This window comes from Sulfitobacter alexandrii (assembly GCF_001886735.1).
Classification (GTDB): domain Bacteria; phylum Pseudomonadota; class Alphaproteobacteria; order Rhodobacterales; family Rhodobacteraceae; genus Sulfitobacter; species Sulfitobacter alexandrii.
This window is the reverse complement of the sequence record NZ_CP018076.1, coordinates 536,443-556,809: the sequence shown is the minus strand read 5'-3', so window position 1 is coordinate 556,809 and position 20,367 is coordinate 536,443. Positions and strand designations below refer to the sequence as shown.

The following is a 20,367-nucleotide window of genomic DNA, read 5'->3' as shown; positions in this document are numbered from 1 at the left end:
TTCGTACGGTGCGGGCGCTCAGGCCTCGTCTTCGATCGGATTGGACAGGATGCCGATCCCGCTGATGTCGATCTCGATGCGGTCGCCGGGCTTCATCCAGAGTTTCGGCTCGCGGAACGCGCCGACCCCGCTGGGCGTGCCTGTCGCGATCACGTCGCCGGGAAGCAGCTCGGTCACGGTGGACAGATATTCGATCAGCTCCGGGATCGAGAAGGCGAGGTCCGAGATCGGGGTCGATTGCACGACCTCGCCGTTCAGGCGGGTCTCCATCTTCTGCGTGGCCGGATCGGGGATCTCGTCCGCCGTCACCAGCCACGGGCCCATCGACCCGCTCCTGTCAAAGTTCTTGCCCGCCCAGAACTGGGTCGTGTGCCGCTGCCATTCGCGGATCGATCCGTCGTTGAGACAGGTGTAGCCCGCCACATGCTCCAGCGCCCGGGCGGCGGGGATGTTGCGGCCGGCCTTGCCGATGACCACGGTGAACTCGCCCTCGAAGTCGAACGTGTCCGAGACCTTTGGCCGGATCATCGCAGCCCCGTGCCCGACGAGGGTCGACGGGTAGCGCGTGAAGATCGACGGCTTTGCGGGCTTGTCCTTCCCGGTCTCCCTGATGTGGCCCATGTAGTTGAGGCCGATGCAGATGATCTTGTCCGGGTTCGGGATCGTCGGCAGCAGCGTGAGATCATCGAGCGCGACCGTGGCACCCTCGGCTGCCTCGAGACGGTCGATGGCGCCCCCGGCCAGCAGGGCCCGAAGGTCGGGGAAATCGGCCTTCAGCGCGGCGCCTGCGTCGGTCACGGTGTCGCCGTCCACTTTTCCGTAGGAGCGCTGCCCATTGGGCAAGATGTAGGAAGCTATCTTCATGTCACTTTCCGTTTTCCATGGTCATTGCGGTGCCGCGCGCGATCACTCGCGATGCACGACAGTGTCGAGCCAGGCACAGTTCGGCACCGGGTCGGCGGCCCGGAAGCCGGTCCTGGCGTTGTTCATCCGCATGTCGCGCATCCGCTGCCGGACCTCGGAATCCTCGGGGAGATGCACGCGCTCGTGGCCCCATGTCGACGGCCCTTCGTGCGTCTCGAACGGCTCCCAGGTGGCGGGGTCGATCACCTGCGCGCCCCAGCCGTATTCCACGAAGAAACCGGAGGGCGAGTTGGCGTAGAAGCTCATCATGTGATCGTTGGAATGACGGCCCAGCGTGTAGGCAACGCGATCTTTCTCCGCCTCGGCGATGTCGTAGGCCTGCCCCACATCGTCGAGCATCTGCAGCTCGACCATGAAATGGTGCAGCCCCTTGCGCCCGGAACCGACCATGGCAAAGCTGTGATGCCGGCCGTTGATATGGAAGAAATACAGCGGATAGGGCGTCAGCCCGTAGTCGGTGACGCTGAAACCCAGCAAGTCCCGGTAGAATTCGAGCAGCCCCTCCACGTTCTCGACGTGCAGCACGGCGTGACCCATCCCGAGCGTGCCGGTCTTGAACCCCGAAATCGGCCGCCCCGGCACGAAGGGGTCGCTCGCGATCTCCGGGCCGCTGAAGACCTCGATGCAATTGCCATCCGGATCGTGGAAGGAAATGAGGCGCGCAACGTGACGCTGATCCGCCAGCGCGCTTCCGTGCCAGGTCACCTCGACCCCGGCATTCTCGAGCTTCGACGCAAGCCGGTCCAGATCATCCGGCGTGTCCACTTCCCACCCCATGAACGCCAGGTTGTCCTCGCCCTCGCCCGTCACGATCAGGCGCTGCTTGCGGTCGTCCATCCGGAACGCCCGGCTGCTGCCGCCGCGATCGACCTGCTGCATGCCAAGAAGATCAGTGGCAAAGGAACTCCAGTCCGCCGTCCTGGAAGAGTTCACCCCGATATAGCCAAGGGACTTCAATGTCATATTGCCGATCCTCCGTTGGGCAGCGAAGCGTGAACCTCTGCTCGGGCCATTCCTAGGCGCCTCCCCTGCCCGGTTCCGCAATTTTGCATCGAGCGTCCGCTTGGCGAACACATCTGCCCGCCAAGCGGACAAGGCGGCTTTACTGGGCTAGAACGACATGAAACCCTGAATGCTACCCAACCCCGAGGTGTCAAGATTTCAGACTCAACCATCCGGTCGCTTAAACGCGGCGTCAGCGTCCTCCAGACGATCAATCAGAACAACGGGCTGAAGCCCTCCGAAATCGCGGCTGCCACGGGAATTCCCCGCGCGTCGGTCTACCGGCTTCTGGAAACGCTCGAGGAAATGGAACTCGTCATTCGCGACCGGTCGTCCGAGAAATGGCGCCCGACGCTGCACACCAAATCGCTCAGTTCGGGGTTCCGCGACGAGGACTGGGTCTGCCAGGTCGCGATCCCCAAGATGATACAGCTGGGGCGGCGCATCCTCTGGCCGATCGACCTCATGACCATGCGCGAATACCGGATGGAAGTGCGGGAATCGACCCACAGCATCAGCCCCTACGCGGTGAATCACGGCATGGTGGGCCGCAAGCTGCCCATTCCCGAAACAGCCTCGGGGCGCGCGCATCTGGCGTTCCTGCCGCCGGAAGAGAGTGAAGAGATCGTCCGCATTATCGCGGAGGAGCGGAACGAACCCCTGCCGCTCATCCTGCGTGACGGCCCCCTCGCCCGCGTGCTCGAACAGACCCGGCAGCTCGGCGTCGGTTTCAGACGGGAGGACTATGTCAGCGAAACCGAGAGCCTCTCTGCCCCGATCTATCACCACGGCAAGGTCGTGGCGGCAATCACCATCATCTGGGCCTCGACCGCCATGCGCTTCGACCGGGCCTACGACCTCTACCACCAGGATCTGCTCGCGACAGCCGGCGCGATCTCGGGCGAGATTTCGGCACTGGCGGGCGTGACCCAAATGGACGAACCCCGCGCCTGACCGTTTCGGGGCGGGCCCCGAGAGATCTCTCGCAGACTGGCAGGAGCACGGAGCCACGACAAAAGCGCCATTTCCCGACACGTCCGCTAGTGGGACAAAATCTGGGACAAAGACCTAATTCGCGTTTGATATTTTTAATATGGTGCCCGGGGGCGGAATCGAACCACCGACACGAGGATTTTCAATCCATCCAACCAGGTCGTGCATAATATATACATTTACGTTCGAGCAACGCAAACCATCGCTGATCTAGTCCTTCTATCCGAAGCACAGCACTGCTGTCTTCTACTAGACGCACCGACTAGTTCGTCCCGGTCGAAGCCACGAATGGGAGCTCCAAGCCCGACATTGACCGCGCTGATGGCGGAGTGTTTGGGTTTGCAGCAGGGGCCGGCGCGACAAGATCGGCCCTTCGCCGCCTTTGGGAATGCGTGACAACGCTCCGGCGCAGCTTCACCGAAGCGGTCGTTCGCGAGACGCGCAGCATTTTCCGACGGCCAAGGTCCACTGAGCAGGACATACGGGACGGCGACGTCCGCTTCGCGTAGGTTAATGTTGCAACGCATAAAGCCTTGAGGATCGCAATTTGACAGACATGGAAGACCTATGACTTGAATACGCAAAGCGACTTCAGTCACTCGCATCGACAGGTGAGTTCTTCACGACGGATCAGTATGACCGAGAGAGGTATGACGATATTGCTAAGATCGCTGTCGAAATGATGGCCCGGCTCGGCAACTTCGCTTTTTGCCGCATTGAAGACCTCGACGGCCCCCAGACGACAGGATACGTGACGCCTAGGTGACCACGATTTTCGAGAATACCCGGGAGGATAGCTCGAGCTGCCTGTCGGTAAAGCTGGGTTTTCCCATCGGTTCGACGGAGCTGGTGGCCTTCGAGCCCCGCGCAATGGAGGGGGCGCCGTTCGGCGGCGAGGCGGCTGACGCCAGCATCCCGCCCCCGGGCCGAGGCTCCAGAGGCCTCGGCACTGCGAAGAGACGCACCCTTGAAGTGCGCGACCCAAGGGTCGCGCCTACTTTCTCGCCGTCGGCTTCCACCTAACGCGTATTGGCGTTAGATGCGGGACCCGCGCATCAGACGACTGACCGCTTCTCGCGAGTGCTACGCGAATGACACCAGAATGAGTCACGATCAGAGGCGTGGTTGCACGCTCCCCGATCCAGCAAAGCGCCTCAGCTACGCGGATCGTCAGGTCGTAGAGATCCTCGACGCCCTGGGCCTCGGAGCCGCGACTGCGCTCACTCTTCGGCTGTCCTTCGAAAGGGCCCCAACCGCGCTCTTTCAACCCCGGCACCAACTGCGTCTCCAAGTCGAGAACGATGCCAAGCGCCTCCGCCGTCTGGACACATCGTTTCATCGGACTGCAGAAGAGACCATCTATGCTCATGCCTTGAAGGCCCGCCGTATACGCAGCGATGGTCGCTTCATGGCGTCCCATCGCGTCCAAGGGAATGTCGGTTTGACCCATTACGAGACCGTCGCGGTTCCACGCCGTCGGCGCATGTCGCACCAAGACCAAGATTCGCTCAGCGTTCACCGCCGTCACAGCAAGAGTGCCGAACCGATCCTGCCTCGGAGGCCCTCAGGCCCCACCAGGACATCCTGAAGCCCTTGCCGGAATTCCCGAGCTACCTCGAGCAATTCTTGGTACTCGATCGTTTCGAGCCCCTCATGCCCATCGCGCTCCAGCGCGTCGCGGATTGCTGTGTCGTCGATGGCATTGAGGAACGTAGCATAGGCCGCGAGTGGGGCTTCCATCTCGGCGTCACCAAACGCCTGCGTTAGGCGGTCTGCCGGAGGCATCGCGAAGGTCTCGAGCAGCATGTCCCGTTTTGTCGCCGCGGGCACGTCGTCGTCGGTGCGGGCGATCGCTGCAACCCCACCGAAGTAGAGCATCATTCGCGCGAACCGCAGTTTTACGAGACGTATCGCTCGCGGTTTATCCCCATCTGCCGTCTTCTCCTCGAAGTCCACGCAGATGGTCCGCCAATACCGGATTACGTCGTTCAGCAGGTAGCGGCAGAGCTTACGATCCTCCAGCGAGTCGCGAACATAGTGGCCGATGAGTTTCTCGCGCAGGTTCTCGAATGCAGGCCGATCATGTAGCCACTCGCCTTCCAGCAGGTACAGCATCCGGCGGGTGAGATAGGCGTTCGTGTCAGCATCGCCGCCGATGTTGGATAAAATATCCTTCACACTGAGCGGATTTTCGAACACGCCCCCATGCGCGGGCATCTTCACACCATCCGCCCGAAGCCGGTCGCGGAAAGCTTCTTGAATGGGGCGAGCCGCCTCCGCATCGTCCCTCGTCGTCAGGAAGAAAAGATCGACGTCGGAACCACTGGTGACTTCCCGTCTTGCAACCGAGCCATTCACGCCCACGATCACACCGGCATCGTATGGTATGACGTACTTCGCCGCGGCCCGCATAGCTTCGAGTTGACGGTCCGCTTCAGCACGCGCGCGTCCGAGTACATCTCGGACTTGGTCCGCCGTGGTCAGTCGTTTGATTTTAGGCATGGGGTCAGTCCAACAAATCTGCCAAGGTGGTGGCGCTGCGCGTCTTCGTTTGCCGATACCGGAAGTTGATCGCTGCGTTGTTCACGAGCCGCGTGTCCTTCTCGATGAAGAACTCCCGCCTGCGCCGCTCGACCGGCGCTCTCAGCCATCCCTTCGGAACGACCTCGCGCAGCTTCTCCTGCGACCGCGCAGCGACTTTCAGGTATCCGTGCAGTTCCGAATGACGCCGTAAAAGCATCGTCTCGCTGATGAGAAAATCGTCGGGCGAGAACTGCGACAGATGCTCTCGCATGTAGGTCTGCGCCAACGTGTCGAGCGCCGCGCCGGCCGGTCCACCGATGAAGAGCGTGTAGATGTCGTGCTTCAATCGCCAGAACTCATCGAATGCACCCTCGGCTGTATGGTCACCTCGCGCCCAAAGCAACGCGATCCGTTCCGCCCCGCGATAAGCCGGACGCGGCGCAATGAACGCGCGGCACCGCATGATTCCCTCGAGCGTGTCGAGATTGATCTGGTTGGAGAATAAGAAGCCAACGTCGCCGTCATGTTCGCCGTCGATGAGTGCCAAGACCTCCTCAATATCAACCTGTTCCGCCGCCAACACTTCGGCGATGCCCAAGCCTGCGCGCCGGTCACCCGTGATTAGGTCGCGCGTGACACTATGGTGGTCGATCCCGAAGGCGTCCGAGAACACCGGCTCCAGCGTATGTGAAAGCGGTCCGTGACCGACATCGTGTAGCAGCGATGCGGCAAGCAGCAGGCGACGTCGATTATCCGGTAGACCGACCTCTCGCGCGTAGACGTTAGCCAAGTGAGCGACACCGAGCGAGTGCTCCAGCCGGTTGTGCCGGCGGCGATGACCGGCACGACCCGAACCATGACGCAGATAATCGATCGCCCCAAGAAATCCGATACCCTTCAGGCGTTTCAGCGGTGCGAGGGACATCAGCGCCGCGACAAGCGGATCGTCGAACGCGTGCGAGGTGCCCGAGCGAAAGGCATCTACGGATGCCCACGGCTCGACCTCCAGCCTTTCGGCGCTGTTCCACATATCCGCGATGACTTGTTCCAGCGTTTTCGCTCCGTTCAACCAAGGTGATCCCTTACAAAGGGCCTATGAGTATCTAGCACGGATCATACCCGATGCGACACACTAAGTATGACCCGCAGTACGCCGATGGAAGAGGCTCGTTGGTTTGGCTCTCTCGGCCTCCACCACGCCGCGGACCCGGATGATGCCATCAGATGTAGTACTTGAATGGCTGTGGGCCCCCTTCCCGCGCGGACCCCATGACCAGAATGTCGCCTACCATCCTGGCGAAGCGCACGGTAACCGGTAGCCCGTCGTTGAAGTTGCAAGAGTTGTAGTTGATCTTCGTCAGTCCCATGATGTCGGCCAGCACGGTCTGCATCCTCGGGCAGCGGTTTTTTGAGCGGAGAATTGTGACCATCAGGGGGTTAGGCGTCTCCGGCCCGATATACGTGTCAAGCTGGGGGACGTAACCGCTCGTCCAGAGATAGGCGTTGCTGTCATTCAGCTGGAGCGCCGTGCCGCGGATCACCGGGTAGTCGCCTGCCCGAAACAGCTTCGCGTCCCCGCCCGTCGACTTGATCCTGACCCCGACCACATTCGTGCCCTTCGGAGCCGCGCGACAGAATGCTTGCCACTCCTCGTCGTTGAACGAAGCCTGCCCGTGAATGAAGAGTTCTTTTGGCGGCTCGGAATGCATATCGCGATACGCCTCGATCACGGTACCCAAGAGCTCCTCTGCGGCGGCCGCACTCAGATGATACTCGTAGTCGCCGGTCTTCCACGGGCCGTTCGCACCGCGGAAGACGACCCCGTCGCCTTCGGTCAAGAACATCTGGGCTGCGCAGCACACATGGTTGTCGCGGTTGTTGGGGAGGTTCTTGTAGACCATTCCGATGTAGCAGACGCCGTCGCGCACGTTGGAGAGACGCCATGGAGGGCGCTCCTGCGTCTTGTAATAGAGGCCGGTCGCAAGGTTCCAAGCAACCGTGGCCGCGTCCTGCGTCGTCCGCTTTGGATAGCCCGCGCTGTTCAAGAAAGCCGTCGGCTCCAGCGTAGACTCGCGCAGGATCTGTGAAGGTGCGATCGACAGGAGACGCGCCTTTATATGTCTTCGGAAGTCCGGAATGTCATCGAAGACATTCTCGATGTTGGGATCAAAGCTATCGTCCAGTAGAAGCGATCCTTGGAAGGATCGCGTACGTTGTCGCTTTGGCGCCTTGCCTCGCACAAGCGTCAGTCCGGTCCTCCGGGATTCGGGACGGCATCGCTCATAGACGATCTCGGGAACGACGAAGATCCAGACGTCGATCGCACCCTCCTCGTTGCGCCTAAACTTGTCCATGCGATCCGTGTAGATACGCGCGACAGCATCGACGGCCTCGTGCATGTTCTCCATCCGGGTCGCCCGTTCGATGGCATCAAACTCTACTGTCAGTGCCCGACATCTCTGAGGATCGAACGTGATGCCGAAGGTCTCTTCGAGGCCCGCGAAGTCTGCAAGATGTAAGCGATCTTTCTTTTCCGTCGGACTTGGTGGCGGAACGGCGATCCCCGATAAGAGCCTGTCGCTCCAAGAGCGGAAATGACTGATCCCTTCTTTTGTCCCGATAACGCCGATCCGAACCTCCTGAACCTTCCGCGGTGCGTCATACGGTCCATAGAGGAACAACCCGTCCTTCGGGTGGTGGCTTCGTTGATCGTATCTGAAATCGAGTTCGGGCTCGTCGAAGTGATCGACGACAAGGCTTACTTCAGGAAACTTCACGCTGACTCTCCATCGGCATCCTCATCCATGGTCTCAGGACGGCCGAGCGTGCTCGCATCTTCCTCCTCGGTGTCAGGGTCCGCGCTGTCCGGCAACGCCGTGCTGACAGGCGATGTGAAGAGCAAAGGCTCGGACGACAGGAGCATATCCTGTCCCGGCGCAAGCGATACCCTGATGAAGGCCGAGTCCCCCGACATGACCTGCAGGAACGCCAAGAGCCGACCGTGCCACTGCTTGTTTCGCCAGCCCTTGCATCCCGAGCGACGAAGGCGATGCATCGTCTTCGAGTCGTTGATCGGCTCGCCCTGCGCCGTGTCGTTATCCTTCGCAAAGAGAACGCGCGCTTTCAGTCTGAAGTGCCAGAAGGGCCAATTCCTCGGGATCGCCGTCACACCGTAGGACCACACGTGCTTCTTGGCGATATTGCGCAGCATGGATGATCGGCGTGCGCCCTGCTTGCCCCACGGGACGCGCTCGCCAATAGCTGCCTGGTCGGGCGACACATGGAAACCGTCACCCCCGGAATAGGCATAGGCCACCATTCCCGCGGTCCGGCAGTGTCGCTCCCATGCATCCCGCAAGAGGCCGGTCACGACGTTAGACAGATCGCGGCCGGTGAGCTCGATCTCGGGCATGCCATCTTCTGCCGCACTTGCTATCGACGCCGACTCGCGCAGGCGCAGCTTCGCAACCCCTTCCAAGCTTTCTTCGACGTCGGGCGGCGTCGCGAAGGTGATCAGACCTCGGCCCCGCTGCGCGGCCGGAAACGGCAGCATCTTGATCCGGCGCTTGAGCGTGTCCTCCCGGACCGCCCCACTCACCTCATAGAAGTGGACCTCGTCGGGCATCTCGAGGATCTGAACCCAGTTCGAGACCAGCGGCTCAGGCTCGGCAACCAGAGGGATCGCGCCGCGCTTCCGGAAGCTATCCCATTGCGGGGCAACGGATGCAGGGCCCGGCTGCTGCCGGATTCCTTGCCGGCGAAGCGCGTCGAGCAGCTTCACGAGACCCTCAGCCCACCCATGGGTGAAGTCGGTCGGCGTTGCGTCGCGCAATCCATCGATCTTCGCCCCCTCCTCATATCGAAGTGGAATGATCAGTCGCGAGTCGTCGAGTTTCTTTGAGAGCGTTTTGGCCCGATCAATCAGATCCATCGCCCCATCGTCCGCCCCGGTTGCCGCAGCTGCGACGGCCAACACCTTCACGGCGCGGTGCTCAAGCGCGGCGCCCGTTTCTCGGTGCCACCGCGCTCCGGGCTCAAGCGTCAGCAATTCGGAGAAGACCCGGTATCCATGCGCCTCAAGTTTTGGGCCGAGCCAGAGCAGGAATTGGTCGTGGACCGAACTCGCGCCGATCAAGAAAAGCGTATCCCGCTCGACCGTGTTAGTATCATCAGCCCCGGTTGCCGGCTTTGGTAGAAGCTTATGGAGGACCTGAGGCACCTGACGCTGCTCGCGACCATCCAAAGCGCGGTTGAGAAGCCGTTCTAATGCTGCGCCGCTGGCTGGAACCCAGAGCGCAGGATAAGCTTCTTCGACCTCCGGGAACTTTCGTAAAAGTGCCTCGATATCCTCCCACCCGAAGATATCACCCGACGTTCGCACGGTAGGGCCGCAGATTTCCATGAGGCTTTGTTTCCGGCCCGGCGTCATCGATACCGAAGTCGAGAGAATGTAGCGCGTCGGAGCCAACCGATCGATCTTCGCCCGCTCGCTATTCATCTCGCGCTTAAGGGCCGCGATCGCTGACTTCTCGTACCGCTTGGACTGGAGGATCGTCACACCATCCGCGTCCTCGACATATCGTCCGTCGATGCCGCCATCCGCCCCCTCCCCGAATTGCTCGAAGCGAACGCCAAGAACTTGGCCGATCAAGTCTGCGGAAAGTGCCTCGAACTCTGACGGGGATAGCACGGAGAGATCATGGGGCATTCAGATTCCGTGCATCGCGACAAGGGTTTACATTACAGGTCGAGGTCACCATCCATTCGTCTCTCGCCACGCCTGATGCAAGATTTACGGCTACGCCTCTATAGCATGGTAGCTCACAAGCCATCCTTGCGACAACACAATCAGAGATTTAAGTGAGAAAAACTGTCTATACCGCAGCCATACCTCCGCGTCCTAGTAGAGGTCGGCACTCCTCTCCGAGACCGCCGCATCCGTCTTCCTACAACCACTTGCATCGTCCGGGGTCTCCTCCAAAGCCCACTTCCGACGTTGCCGCATGGTCGCCGAACACGCCGGGTCTCGGCCCTTCGGATGACGGTCCCGGGCAGAGGCGGTGGTGCGCGCTCGACGGACTAGATCGACGTCATGTCCGGTAAGGGCTCTTTGTGGTCATGCGACAGTGCAGAGTGAAAGCCTGTTTCAAGATTGCGTCAAAGTCGGCTTTTGTCGTCGCGGTATGACTGGTTCGCGCTTGCAGCGAAGGTCCGCTGTCCGCCCTTGCTGTTGTTAGCTGCTGTCACAAAGCATGCAGCGCAGCCGTTTGTTTTGAGAGGGGCAACGACTGTTTTGTGCAGCAAGGCGGACTTCCGTACTCAAATAAGCGAGTATCGGCTTCTGACGTCAGGCAGCCAACAAGTCAGCTTCAAGTTTCTCGAACATCGACGCGTCTTCCTCTGCGTTCTCAAACAGGTGACCATACACGTCCATCGTCATGTTGATCGACGCGTGCCCAAGTAGCGTTTGGATCTTCTTTGGGTTCCAGCCTTGCTCGATAAACAAGGAAGCGGCCGCATGCCGCAACGCATGGATCCCGAACTTTGACTGACCGGATTCATCTACGATGCCGTTCTCTACCAGCATCGGCTTGAAGATACGGTTATAAATGTTTGAGTAGTTTTGAACCTTTCCAACAGAGTTCGGGAAGACCAAACCGATCGAGCTCTCGGGTGCGCGGTCTTTCCAATCGGCCAATGTCTGAGAGACAATCGGCGCCATCGGAATGCTCCGGCCCCCTGCCCTGCTCTTCGGTGCGCCAATCTGACAGTATTCATCTGCTCTTTGACTGACCCGGATAACTCTGTTTGTGAAGTCTAAGTTGCTCCAGGTAAGCCCACGCAGTTCAGAAATGCGCATGCCAGTGAAGATCGCGGTCACAAACATCGCCCGATGCGACTTCGGGGCATTTTCAAGAATCGTGCGGATTTCATCCTTATTCGGAATGATTTGGTCATCACCCAGCGCACGTGCCTGCCGCTTTACTTTCACATCGACGCCGACGTTGTGATCGATCCATTCCCGCTCAACTGCTTCGGACAAGATCGAACGTAGACTGACCATGATTTTGCGGACTTGGGACCGAGACACACCATCATCCATCAATTCATGCATGAAGTCTCGGACCTGACTTCGTGACAGGTCCTTGAGCAGGAGATCACCGATCTTCGGTTCGATATGGATCTTTGCGTGGCTTCGGTAAGCCTTGATAGTCGATCGTTCCAAGTCGTTGCGTTCGCAGGTCTTCAACCAGCTGTTGCAGGCATCGGTGACAGTCTTCGAGTGTCGGGGCATACGCTTCTCCATCGCGTTGTGTTCTTGATGTCTCATTATACAACAGTGAGAAGTCTCCGTCGGGTGTTTTCCACCGGTCAACACAAAGAAAATCAGGCAATATCAGTTGCTAACAGGCTTCGCCAGTGAAGTGGTCCCAGGAAACCGGACAGTCAGCTAAGGTGTTTCCCGAACCTTTGAAGGGATACGAACATGGCAAAGCGCCGGAACTTTACAGATCAGTTTAAGGCCAAGGTGGCGTTGGAAGCGCTGCGTGGCGACAAGACCGTGCAGGAGATCGCGGCGAAGCATCAGTTGCACCCAAATCAGGTCAGCACATGGAAGCGGCAGGCCATCGAGGGCATGGCCGATGTGTTCTCGGGTGGCAAGCAGAGCGGCCCGACCGAGGCGGAAGTAAAGGAACTTCACGCCAAGATCGGGAGGCTGGCGGTCGAGAACGATTTTTTGTCGGAAGGGCTGAAGCGATGAGCCCTGGAAAGAAACGCGCGATGATCAACCGGGATCACCCCAAGCTGAGCATCAGCCAGCAGTGCAAGCTGGTGAGCCTGAGCCGGTCGGCGTTCTACTACACGCCCGCCGGGATCGACGCCGACACGCTGTCGATGATGAAAGAGATCGACCGGGTGTTCACCAAATACCCATTCTTCGGGTCGCGCCAGATCGCGGCCTATCTGCGCCGGGAAGGCATTGTTGTTGGCCGCCATCGCGTCAGGCGATTGATGGCGAAGATGGGTCTTGAAGCGGTCTACAAGCGCCCACGAACCAGCCAGCCGCATCCTCAGCACCCGGTCTTCCCGTATCTGCTGAGGAAGATGGTGATTGACCGACCGAACCAGGTCTGGTGCGCCGATATCACCTTTGTGCCAGTCAGAAATGGCTTCCTCTATCTGGTGGCAATCATGGACTGGGCGACGCGCAAGGTGCTGAGCTGGCGGTTGTCGAACACGATGCACGCCGACTTCTGCGTCGAAGCACTGAGCGAGGCCATCGCCAGGTACGGCCCGCCTGAGATCATGAACACAGATCAGGGATCGCAGTTCACCGGATCGGCCTGGATCACGACGCTGACCGAGGCGGGCGTGCGCATCTCGATGGACGGGCGCGGGCGTTACCTCGACAACATCTTCATCGAACGCCTCTGGCGATCCCTGAAGCAGGAGGCCATCTATCTCGAAGAAATCAATGAAGGCTTCCGGGCCCGTCGTGTCATCAAGGGCTGGATGGCATTCTATAACACCAGCCGACCCCATTCCGCGCTTGATCGGCAGACGCCGGACGACGCATATTGGGCAGGCTTGGAAGAGCGACACGCAGCATGAAACCTAAACCCGATACACCTTAGAAACGCTGCAAACCTGTCCGAAAAGATGGGACCACTTCACCAGTATCAGATATCTGCCGATATAAGGGGTTGCTGCGTGATACCTTTCGTGATCATTTACGTTTTAACAACGCTAATGTGGAGTAACTGGTGATTGGCTATATTTTGATTTCTTACGGACCAAAGCCGAGCGGCGGCCTAGAGAGTTGCAGTGCGGCTCGGCAGCAACGCATCAATCTATTCGAGGCGGCTGAACGACTAACTGGCGAACGGAAGTTCGCTTGCTACTACGACTACGCGCGAAAGGTCGAGGGTCTAGACCAGCTACCCAAACTCCGTGGCACTCTCGACAACGCAAAGAAGAAGGGCTTTCGCGTCTTCATTGACACCTATTTGCGGCTTTTCTGCAACTGCCCAATCTCAAATAGAAAACAACTCCTCAAGGATCTTCAGAGATATTCTGGGCATCTATTTGACGTCGAAACTGCTAGCGATATTGGTGACCTCAATGACACTTATAAGGCCCGATTGCTTCTGGCAGTGTCACCAGTACGATTCAAGCTGGGAAAGCAACCACGCTCACAAAGAAGCGCACATGAGAAACACAGACAAACATCGAAGGCCACGAAAGCATCCCAACGCGCACGAAGTGCAGCAGCGGACGCCAAGGCCGCAGAACTGCTTGGGCTACAGAAAGACCTGACCGAAGTAGACAAGACCCCAAAGCTGGCAGCACTTGTGAAGGCAGCAAACGACAGAGGTTTGAAGACCACACGGGGGAATGACTGGACGGTCAGCTCAGCACAGCGAGCCCTAAGGAGGGTAACGCAGGATAGCTAGCACCGAAAGATTGGCTTTCATCAGCGACACCGACGTTCCATCTGCCACTAGAGACGCAGCATCGGTCTGTACAAGAGTTGCGCAGGGATAAGTGGACTTGAATGGGTTTCTGAAGCGCAGATCCACCTTCCTTACATCTGGGTAGAACCGCCTATAACTCAGAGCAAAGTTCAGCCAAGATAGGCAATCGTCCTATCGGCAAGAATTTTGCACCATAGGAAAACGCTTTCTAAGAAGTATGAGAGGTGTATTGGTGGTATGTGAGCTATTAGGGTTAGCAATCCGCTGCCATCCCAATCGAAAGCTGCGGATCTCGACCAAACCCACAGCGGCTTAGCTCAAACCCGTCCACAGGCTGCTCGGAGCCATTTCTCTCTACAAGAGTCCACGGTTAATAAAAGTTGCCGTTTCTACCCGGCTGTTCTGCCATCGGCGACCGCACGACTACGCTCACCCATGCGGCTGGGACGTCCCGAACCAAGGGGGACTACCTGTCGGCCGTGAGGGGCTCGCAGAGAGCCCTAGAGAGGCCCCAACAGTTCGCCTTCGAAGAACTCGCCCCTTTGGCGGCATCGCGCCCTGTGACGCTCTCTGAGCCCCTCAGCACGTACCCTGCCGTCAAACAGCATCAGAGTTACCGCCAGCGTCGCGACATGCTCCTGAGGGCACGGTCGACCTTGTTGTTCAACGCGGTGTAGGACACCAACCTGCCCTTCGCGCCAAGTTTCACCGGCTTCGCTGCGATTTCACTCCTCCGAAAACGCGCTGCGAGGATCTGTTCTACAGACCGATGCATCCGATCTAGACCGTACACCCCGCTTCTGGCGAAGACATCTTCTTCAGTCAAGTTGACAGAGAAAGGGAGTTCGCCCAGTGGATCTTCGGGACTAAACGTCGGCAGGAAGAACTCGAAGACGAGCTTTCTGAGATCTTTGAAGTCGAAGCCTTTGAGATTCGCGATCGTTGCCAACCCGAGTGCTGCGGGGACGCCAACGGTGCCCGTCTCTGTGCGCAACGTGACTTCGACCCTCGAGCGCCATTGGTCCGATGGCAGGTTCACGACGGAACCCGCATTCGGATCCCGGCGATCCGTCCGCTTGTCCATTACGCGCAACATGACCGGAAACTCCTTCGCTCCGATATAGCTTGTGGTATCAATCGGTGCCTTGTTGTGATTGCCCAGCCGTAGAGGCTGCTGGAGTTCCTGAGGGAGACCCAGCCGCATGAGTTGCGCAGCCCTTGGCCCGGATTGAGCCCCTCGCCGACCCACAGTATAAGTCGCTGTAGCCCTGCCATTCTGATTGCTGAAGTGTCTCGGAAAGCAATCCTCGTTCTCTGTCAGGATGTCCTTCGGCTTCAAGTGACGCCGCAGTAGATCCGTCATTCGCCAACGCCATAGGTTTTGGGCATCAAGGTTCCGGGTCGCCCGTTCCTTCACGTAGAAGTCGACCGAGACCTCGATACCCGAGACCGGTAGGTTTCGGATGAAGGTCTGGCCGGGAACGTACTTCTTGACTAACGCCTTGAGCAAACCAGTCAACGTGCGCGGCTTTGGCTGCTGAATCCGAAGCGTGAACGCGGAACCGATGTAGTGAGACCGCCCGTCCGGTCCGGAGACATAAATGCTCGTTTCGGAGCCCATGTCTGCCAGAGCCTTGCTCGCAAACCGATGGACGTTCACAGCCTGGTGGACGCTTGTCGTCTCGAGCACGATCTCGATCCAATCGATCTCCGCATAACAGCGGTAGTCATTCAGATTGACATCGGGTTCGACGATAAGACGGTCTCGCAGGACGGGCTGAACGGCTGCACCCTTGCTGGGGGCATAGGGTCGCACACTGTAGTGCAAGGACGGTGGATCCAAAGCAGCGGGCCAGCTCGGGGCGGAGTTGAACAGCAGGGGAACTTCAAACCATTTCAAATCGATGTTCCCAACCTTGCTATAATCATATGAGGCGCTGTTGAAACGGCGTTTCTCGAGAATTGCCGACACAAACGGGGCTTGCAACCGTATCTATGATATTGAGCAATAGCAGCGTTATAGCTGAACTAAACCCGATGTAACCCCGTACTAACCCCGTACTAACCCCGCAAGAATTTGCTATTTTTGCCGTCCTTCTATCAAGGAGATAAGGCTGGAAGTCCTAGACAGCCAGCGCACTTGTCAAAGCGCGCTGCAGGCAGGAAAATCCTATTTAGGCGCGCATCCTTGTATCGGCAACCGCCCGTTGACAGAGAGCTTAGGTGCGGCCCTGAGAGTTTCGGAAGCGTAGAGAGCGCAACACCCGCTGAAACCCCTTCATCGCGCCCCACATTTCTCTAAGCGCCGCAGAGAGCTAACCACAGCTCGTTTGGCGCGCCATTGATCGGACATCTCACTGAAAACTAGCACACAGCATAGTCGCAACGAACATTCAGGAGATACAACGATGACTTACAGCCCTACCGCCCAAATGCTTGCAAAAGGTATCGAAGAGTCCGGCCTCACACAGCGCGATGAAGTGGTCCCATCTTTTCGGACAGGTTTGCAGCGTTTCTAAGGTGTATCGGGTTTAGGTTTCATGCTGCGTGTCGCTCTTCCAAGCCTGCCCAATATGCGTCGTCCGGCGTCTGCCGATCAAGCGCGGAATGGGGTCGGCTGGTGTTATAGAATGCCATCCAGCCCTTGATGACACGACGGGCCCGGAAGCCTTCATTGATTTCTTCGAGATAGATGGCCTCCTGCTTCAGGGATCGCCAGAGGCGTTCGATGAAGATGTTGTCGAGGTAACGCCCGCGCCCGTCCATCGAGATGCGCACGCCCGCCTCGGTCAGCGTCGTGATCCAGGCCGATCCGGTGAACTGCGATCCCTGATCTGTGTTCATGATCTCAGGCGGGCCGTACCTGGCGATGGCCTCGCTCAGTGCTTCGACGCAGAAGTCGGCGTGCATCGTGTTCGACAACCGCCAGCTCAGCACCTTGCGCGTCGCCCAGTCCATGATTGCCACCAGATAGAGGAAGCCATTTCTGACTGGCACAAAGGTGATATCGGCGCACCAGACCTGGTTCGGTCGGTCAATCACCATCTTCCTCAGCAGATACGGGAAGACCGGGTGCTGAGGATGCGGCTGGCTGGTTCGTGGGCGCTTGTAGACCGCTTCAAGACCCATCTTCGCCATCAATCGCCTGACGCGATGGCGGCCAACAACAATGCCTTCCCGGCGCAGATAGGCCGCGATCTGGCGCGACCCGAAGAATGGGTATTTGGTGAACACCCGGTCGATCTCTTTCATCATCGACAGCGTGTCGGCGTCGATCCCGGCGGGCGTGTAGTAGAACGCCGACCGGCTCAGGCTCACCAGCTTGCACTGCTGGCTGATGCTCAGCTTGGGGTGATCCCGGTTGATCATCGCGCGTTTCTTTCCAGGGCTCATCGCTTCAGCCCTTCCGACAAAAAATCGTTCTCGACCGCCAGCCTCCCGATCTTGGCGTGAAGTTCCTTTACTTCCGCCTCGGTCGGGCCGCTCTGCTTGCCACCCGAGAACACATCGGCCATGCCCTCGATGGCCTGCCGCTTCCATGTGCTGACCTGATTTGGGTGCAACTGATGCTTCGCCGCGATCTCCTGCACGGTCTTGTCGCCACGCAGCGCTTCCAACGCCACCTTGGCCTTAAACTGATCTGTAAAGTTCCGGCGCTTTGCCATGTTCGTATCCCTTCAAAGGTTCGGGAAACACCTTAGCTGACTGTCCGGTTTCCTGGGACCACTTCACGACCTTGCAGATCGCGTTGGCTTTAAGCATCCAAACATTCTCACCATGATGGAGCAAGGCCTGATCAAGGTTCCCTTGGACCGCATTCCTGCACTGTCGCAGGCCCTGGGTCTGGACCAAACAAGATTCCTGCTTGTTGCGATCGAAGAGTACCATACCGGCGTCTATGAGGTGCTGTGCGACACACTTGGGTTGCCATTCAGCGATGCAGAGCAAGGTCTGGTCGTGCTTTTTCGAATGGCAACACTTAGAACGGAAATTGAATTGGATGGTCCCTTTCGAAAGGCTTTGGAGGGGCTGCTTGAACTGGCCGAAGCGGCGAACATGCGGTGAAACCGGATGAGAGGGAGTGTAAGTTGGCGCTCACGAATACTGGCTTTGAACCGATCCGGGGTTTCGTCAGAGTTATGGCGTTCTGGGCCAGAGCGCTCCACGATTTCTGGAAACGCGATAGGCTTGCCGCTTACGCTTATGTATATGCCGGATTATCTTGTCTCAGGGCTAGTCTGCCGTCTTAATCAATATATGAGCTGCGGCCGTGATCTCGTCAGCGGCCTTTCGGTCTCGGTTGGACCTGTCACGCTTTCGTGCCGCCCCCGGTGCTCGTTCGAGCCACCCTTTAATTCGAAGGAGAGTGGGCCCTTCCAGCCCAGTGCTGATTGTCAGCGGTGCGGATTATTGAAGCTGTTGTTGTATTTAAAAAATGGCGAATTTCATCCGTCCGTTTCAGTCTCAGAATCAGTCCTCCTTCGCGCTGTAAACGCTATCAAAGGAGAGGCCACAAACCACGGCAAGTTCAGTTGATTGAAACCATATCCCAATGCCCAGAAGCCTTTAGCTTGAATAGACGCGAGAAGATCAAAGCCGACGCTGCATCAAGATACTCGCTCGTGTCGCTTTTCTCGATGCAGCGTTTGATCGCCCTGAATTTGCGGACGACTACGCCGGCTGGTGCGTGTCATCGTCAGCCATGTTGATGCCCTCGCTGGGGAGACAACTTCACTTGCGGCAGCGATATGATCAGTTTCTGCGCTGTTCGGATTTCTTGTTCAACCGTACAAAATTCAGCGCAAAAAAGCCCTAATAATGCCTTGGTTGTCGATATACTCATTAGTATGTACCATACTTATGAATATATCTTAAGCTAACGAAAAGACCGAACTTGCCGTGACCTCCATCGCTGATCCGACGTCGATCCGGCAGAAATAGGTCATCAAAACTACCTCCTCCGGCTCTGATCTGTGCCTGCCAAACCACGGTTAAAGGAAACCACCCATGAAGATACTCGCCGTAGATGACAATCCCTTCATGCTCGACTTCTTGCCAGCGATCCTGAAAGAAGCGGATTTCCCGGATGTTACCGTTGCATCCTCCGGCAAAGAAGCGCTGCGCATCCTAAAAAATGCGACGGAGCCCTTCGATTGCCTGCTGCTTGACATCGTCATGCCCAACATGGACGGAATTACGCTCTGCCGGAAGGTACGCGAGATGCGCAGCTACCGGACAACGCCGATAACGATGCTCACACTCAAGACCGACGCGGTTTCGATCGAAAAGGCGTTTGCTGCGGGCGCCAATGATTACATCTTCAAACCCTTCGAAGTCCACGAGATCGCAAAACGGCTCCGGGTCACTCAGCGGATGCTGGAATCGACCGAAGTAGCGATGCGGGTCAATCCGCAGATGATGCTGCCGAACGGCGAACGCGGCCGGCATGCTTTCTCTCTTGAAGATCCGCTTTACGTTCTGGGGACTCATCAGCTGGTCCCCCCTTTCACCCTTGGCAACTACCTATCGCAGCTTTCGCGTAATAACCTCAATGCCTGCCATGTATTCTGCGCGCAGGTCGAAGATATCACAGCTCTCTACGCCCATTGCACTAGCCGTGAATATGTCATGGCCATCGCGGCTGGCGCGAGAGCCATCGGCCGGGTTGTGGACAAGCCACAACTTCTCATGGCGCATATCGGAAGCGGCACGCTACTGGGCATCCTCACCGGCGATGACCTGCCGGAATGGCCGCAGATCGAGCAATCGGTGCAAAGAGAGCTGAAGACCCTGATCCCCTGGGATCAAGAGCCGCTCGATGCCCCGATCAGCATCTCGCTGGGGCGCCCGATCCATCCGAATGCCCACCGGACACAGCGGGTCAAGAACACCTTTGACCGGGCGATTGGCCGACTGGTCGAGCGCCAGAAAACCATGCACAAGGCATTGCTCGGTCACACGCCTGCGGTATCATCCGCACGCTGATCGCCGGTCCGCGAGAGACGTAGGGCATCAGACCCGGCCAGACACGGTTCTTCCGGTCCGGCCGATTTCTTTTGTTCAGTCAGGGTGTCCGGCGGGATGTCAGAAATTTGGAATTCGCGCAGGATATCGGCACGGACCGCCGCAGCAATTTTCATCGCGCTGGCCCCGCCAAGCAGGAACGCGACCACCACGGTCCAAGCGACACCGCCTATAAGATAGACGACTGTGGCGGCGACGATCGCATAGATTAGGCCGATCAGCGCAACGCTTGCGGGGGGAACGAAGGACAGCCAACCGGATGCAAAAGCCCGGCCTTCGCGCTTTTCGGCGCCGTTCCTGGTTTTTGTGGTTCGCAATTTCGGCCCCTGATCTTGTCGCTATTGCTAGGATCGGCCAGTGGTCGACCCAGTTATGCAATTCCACGGAAGGTCACGCTATCGTCTGCTTGGGATATGAAAAATGA

16 protein-coding genes and 1 pseudogene are annotated in these 20,367 nt (G+C 58.3%); 6 read left to right on the top strand and 11 right to left on the bottom strand.

Going from position 1 to position 20,367, the window contains the following annotated elements:
• Window positions 1-18 precede the first annotated feature (18 nt).
• Both BOO69_RS02780 and BOO69_RS02775 read right to left on the bottom strand, forming a co-directional pair.
• Window positions 19-864: a fumarylacetoacetate hydrolase family protein gene (locus BOO69_RS02780; protein WP_071970098.1), complete on the bottom strand. Its 846-nt coding sequence runs from the start codon at window positions 862-864 to the stop codon at window positions 19-21.
• 42 nt (window positions 865-906) lie between these two features.
• Window positions 907-1,887 carry a VOC family protein gene (locus BOO69_RS02775; RefSeq protein WP_071970096.1) on the bottom strand — a complete coding sequence of 327 codons (981 nt, stop codon included), beginning with the start codon at window positions 1,885-1,887 and terminating at the stop codon, window positions 907-909.
• Window positions 1,888-1,935: 48 nt separating this feature from the next.
• Here BOO69_RS02775 and BOO69_RS02770 point away from each other — a divergent pair, with 48 nt between their 5' ends.
• Together BOO69_RS02770 and BOO69_RS23675 are read left to right on the top strand one after the other, a co-directional pair.
• Window positions 1,936-2,880 (top strand): IclR family transcriptional regulator domain-containing protein, encoded by a 945-nt coding sequence (locus BOO69_RS02770; RefSeq protein ID WP_335743942.1) that lies wholly within the window; start codon window positions 1,936-1,938, stop codon window positions 2,878-2,880.
• Between the two features lie 622 nt (window positions 2,881-3,502).
• Window positions 3,503-3,685 (top strand): annotated as a pseudogene (locus BOO69_RS23675) (NUDIX hydrolase N-terminal domain-containing protein); the annotation flags it as partial.
• 228 nt (window positions 3,686-3,913) lie between these two features.
• Here the strand turns inward: BOO69_RS23675 and BOO69_RS23670 are convergent.
• From BOO69_RS23670 to BOO69_RS02735, 6 genes are all read right to left on the bottom strand, one after another.
• Window positions 3,914-4,411 carry a histidine phosphatase family protein gene (locus BOO69_RS23670; protein WP_418361305.1) on the bottom strand — a complete coding sequence of 166 codons (498 nt, stop codon included), beginning with the start codon at window positions 4,409-4,411 and terminating at the stop codon, window positions 3,914-3,916.
• A 32-nt stretch (window positions 4,412-4,443) separates the two neighbouring features.
• The gene (locus tag BOO69_RS02755) at window positions 4,444-5,421 is read right to left on the bottom strand and encodes a hypothetical protein (protein ID WP_156874851.1); all 978 of its coding nucleotides are present in this window, start codon (window positions 5,419-5,421) and stop codon (window positions 4,444-4,446) included.
• Between the two features lie 4 nt (window positions 5,422-5,425).
• Entirely contained in the window at window positions 5,426-6,511 is a 1,086-nt protein-coding gene (locus BOO69_RS02750; RefSeq protein ID WP_156874850.1) for an HD domain-containing protein, read from the bottom strand.
• A gap of 151 nt (window positions 6,512-6,662) precedes the next feature.
• Window positions 6,663-8,219 (bottom strand): argonaute/piwi family protein, encoded by a 1,557-nt coding sequence (locus BOO69_RS02745; RefSeq protein ID WP_071970086.1) that lies wholly within the window; start codon window positions 8,217-8,219, stop codon window positions 6,663-6,665.
• Window positions 8,216-10,150, bottom strand: coding sequence for a TIR domain-containing protein (locus tag BOO69_RS02740; protein ID WP_071970084.1), 1,935 nt, complete (start codon window positions 10,148-10,150; stop codon window positions 8,216-8,218). Before BOO69_RS02740 ends, BOO69_RS02745 begins: the two co-directional genes overlap by 4 nt.
• Before the next feature lie 639 nt (window positions 10,151-10,789).
• Entirely contained in the window at window positions 10,790-11,773 is a 984-nt protein-coding gene (locus BOO69_RS02735) for a tyrosine-type recombinase/integrase (protein WP_237267551.1), read from the bottom strand.
• A 156-nt stretch (window positions 11,774-11,929) separates the two neighbouring features.
• On the opposite strand from BOO69_RS02735, the gene BOO69_RS02725 reads away from it, so the two are divergent.
• Together BOO69_RS02725 and BOO69_RS22955 are read left to right on the top strand one after the other, a co-directional pair.
• A protein-coding gene (locus BOO69_RS02725; RefSeq protein WP_197918801.1) for an IS3 family transposase occupies window positions 11,930-13,056 on the top strand; the annotation gives its coding sequence in 2 pieces (ribosomal slippage) (window positions 11,930-12,200 and window positions 12,200-13,056; 1,128 coding nt in all).
• A gap of 152 nt (window positions 13,057-13,208) precedes the next feature.
• Window positions 13,209-13,898 carry a hypothetical protein gene (locus BOO69_RS22955; protein ID WP_156874849.1) on the top strand — a complete coding sequence of 230 codons (690 nt, stop codon included), beginning with the start codon at window positions 13,209-13,211 and terminating at the stop codon, window positions 13,896-13,898.
• A gap of 634 nt (window positions 13,899-14,532) precedes the next feature.
• On the opposite strand, the gene BOO69_RS02720 is transcribed toward BOO69_RS22955, so the two are convergent.
• Together BOO69_RS02720 and BOO69_RS02715 are read right to left on the bottom strand one after the other, a co-directional pair.
• Window positions 14,533-15,891, bottom strand: a complete 1,359-nt coding sequence (locus BOO69_RS02720; protein WP_071970082.1) for a hypothetical protein — start codon at window positions 15,889-15,891, stop codon at window positions 14,533-14,535.
• Between the two features lie 566 nt (window positions 15,892-16,457).
• A protein-coding gene (locus BOO69_RS02715; protein ID WP_369924169.1) for an IS3 family transposase occupies window positions 16,458-17,584 on the bottom strand; the annotation gives its coding sequence in 2 pieces (ribosomal slippage) (window positions 16,458-17,338 and window positions 17,338-17,584; 1,128 coding nt in all).
• Window positions 17,585-17,696: 112 nt separating this feature from the next.
• On the opposite strand from BOO69_RS02715, the gene BOO69_RS02705 reads away from it, so the two are divergent.
• Both BOO69_RS02705 and BOO69_RS02700 read left to right on the top strand, forming a co-directional pair.
• Complete coding sequence (locus tag BOO69_RS02705) at window positions 17,697-17,984, top strand: hypothetical protein (RefSeq protein ID WP_071970080.1); 288 nt, start codon at window positions 17,697-17,699, stop codon at window positions 17,982-17,984.
• A gap of 942 nt (window positions 17,985-18,926) precedes the next feature.
• Window positions 18,927-19,904 (top strand): response regulator, encoded by a 978-nt coding sequence (locus BOO69_RS02700; RefSeq protein WP_071970078.1) that lies wholly within the window; start codon window positions 18,927-18,929, stop codon window positions 19,902-19,904.
• On the opposite strand, the gene BOO69_RS02695 is transcribed toward BOO69_RS02700, so the two are convergent.
• Window positions 19,874-20,260 carry a hypothetical protein gene (locus BOO69_RS02695; RefSeq protein ID WP_071970076.1) on the bottom strand — a complete coding sequence of 129 codons (387 nt, stop codon included), beginning with the start codon at window positions 20,258-20,260 and terminating at the stop codon, window positions 19,874-19,876. The genes BOO69_RS02700 and BOO69_RS02695 overlap by 31 nt on opposite strands.
• Window positions 20,261-20,367: the final 107 nt, after the last annotated feature.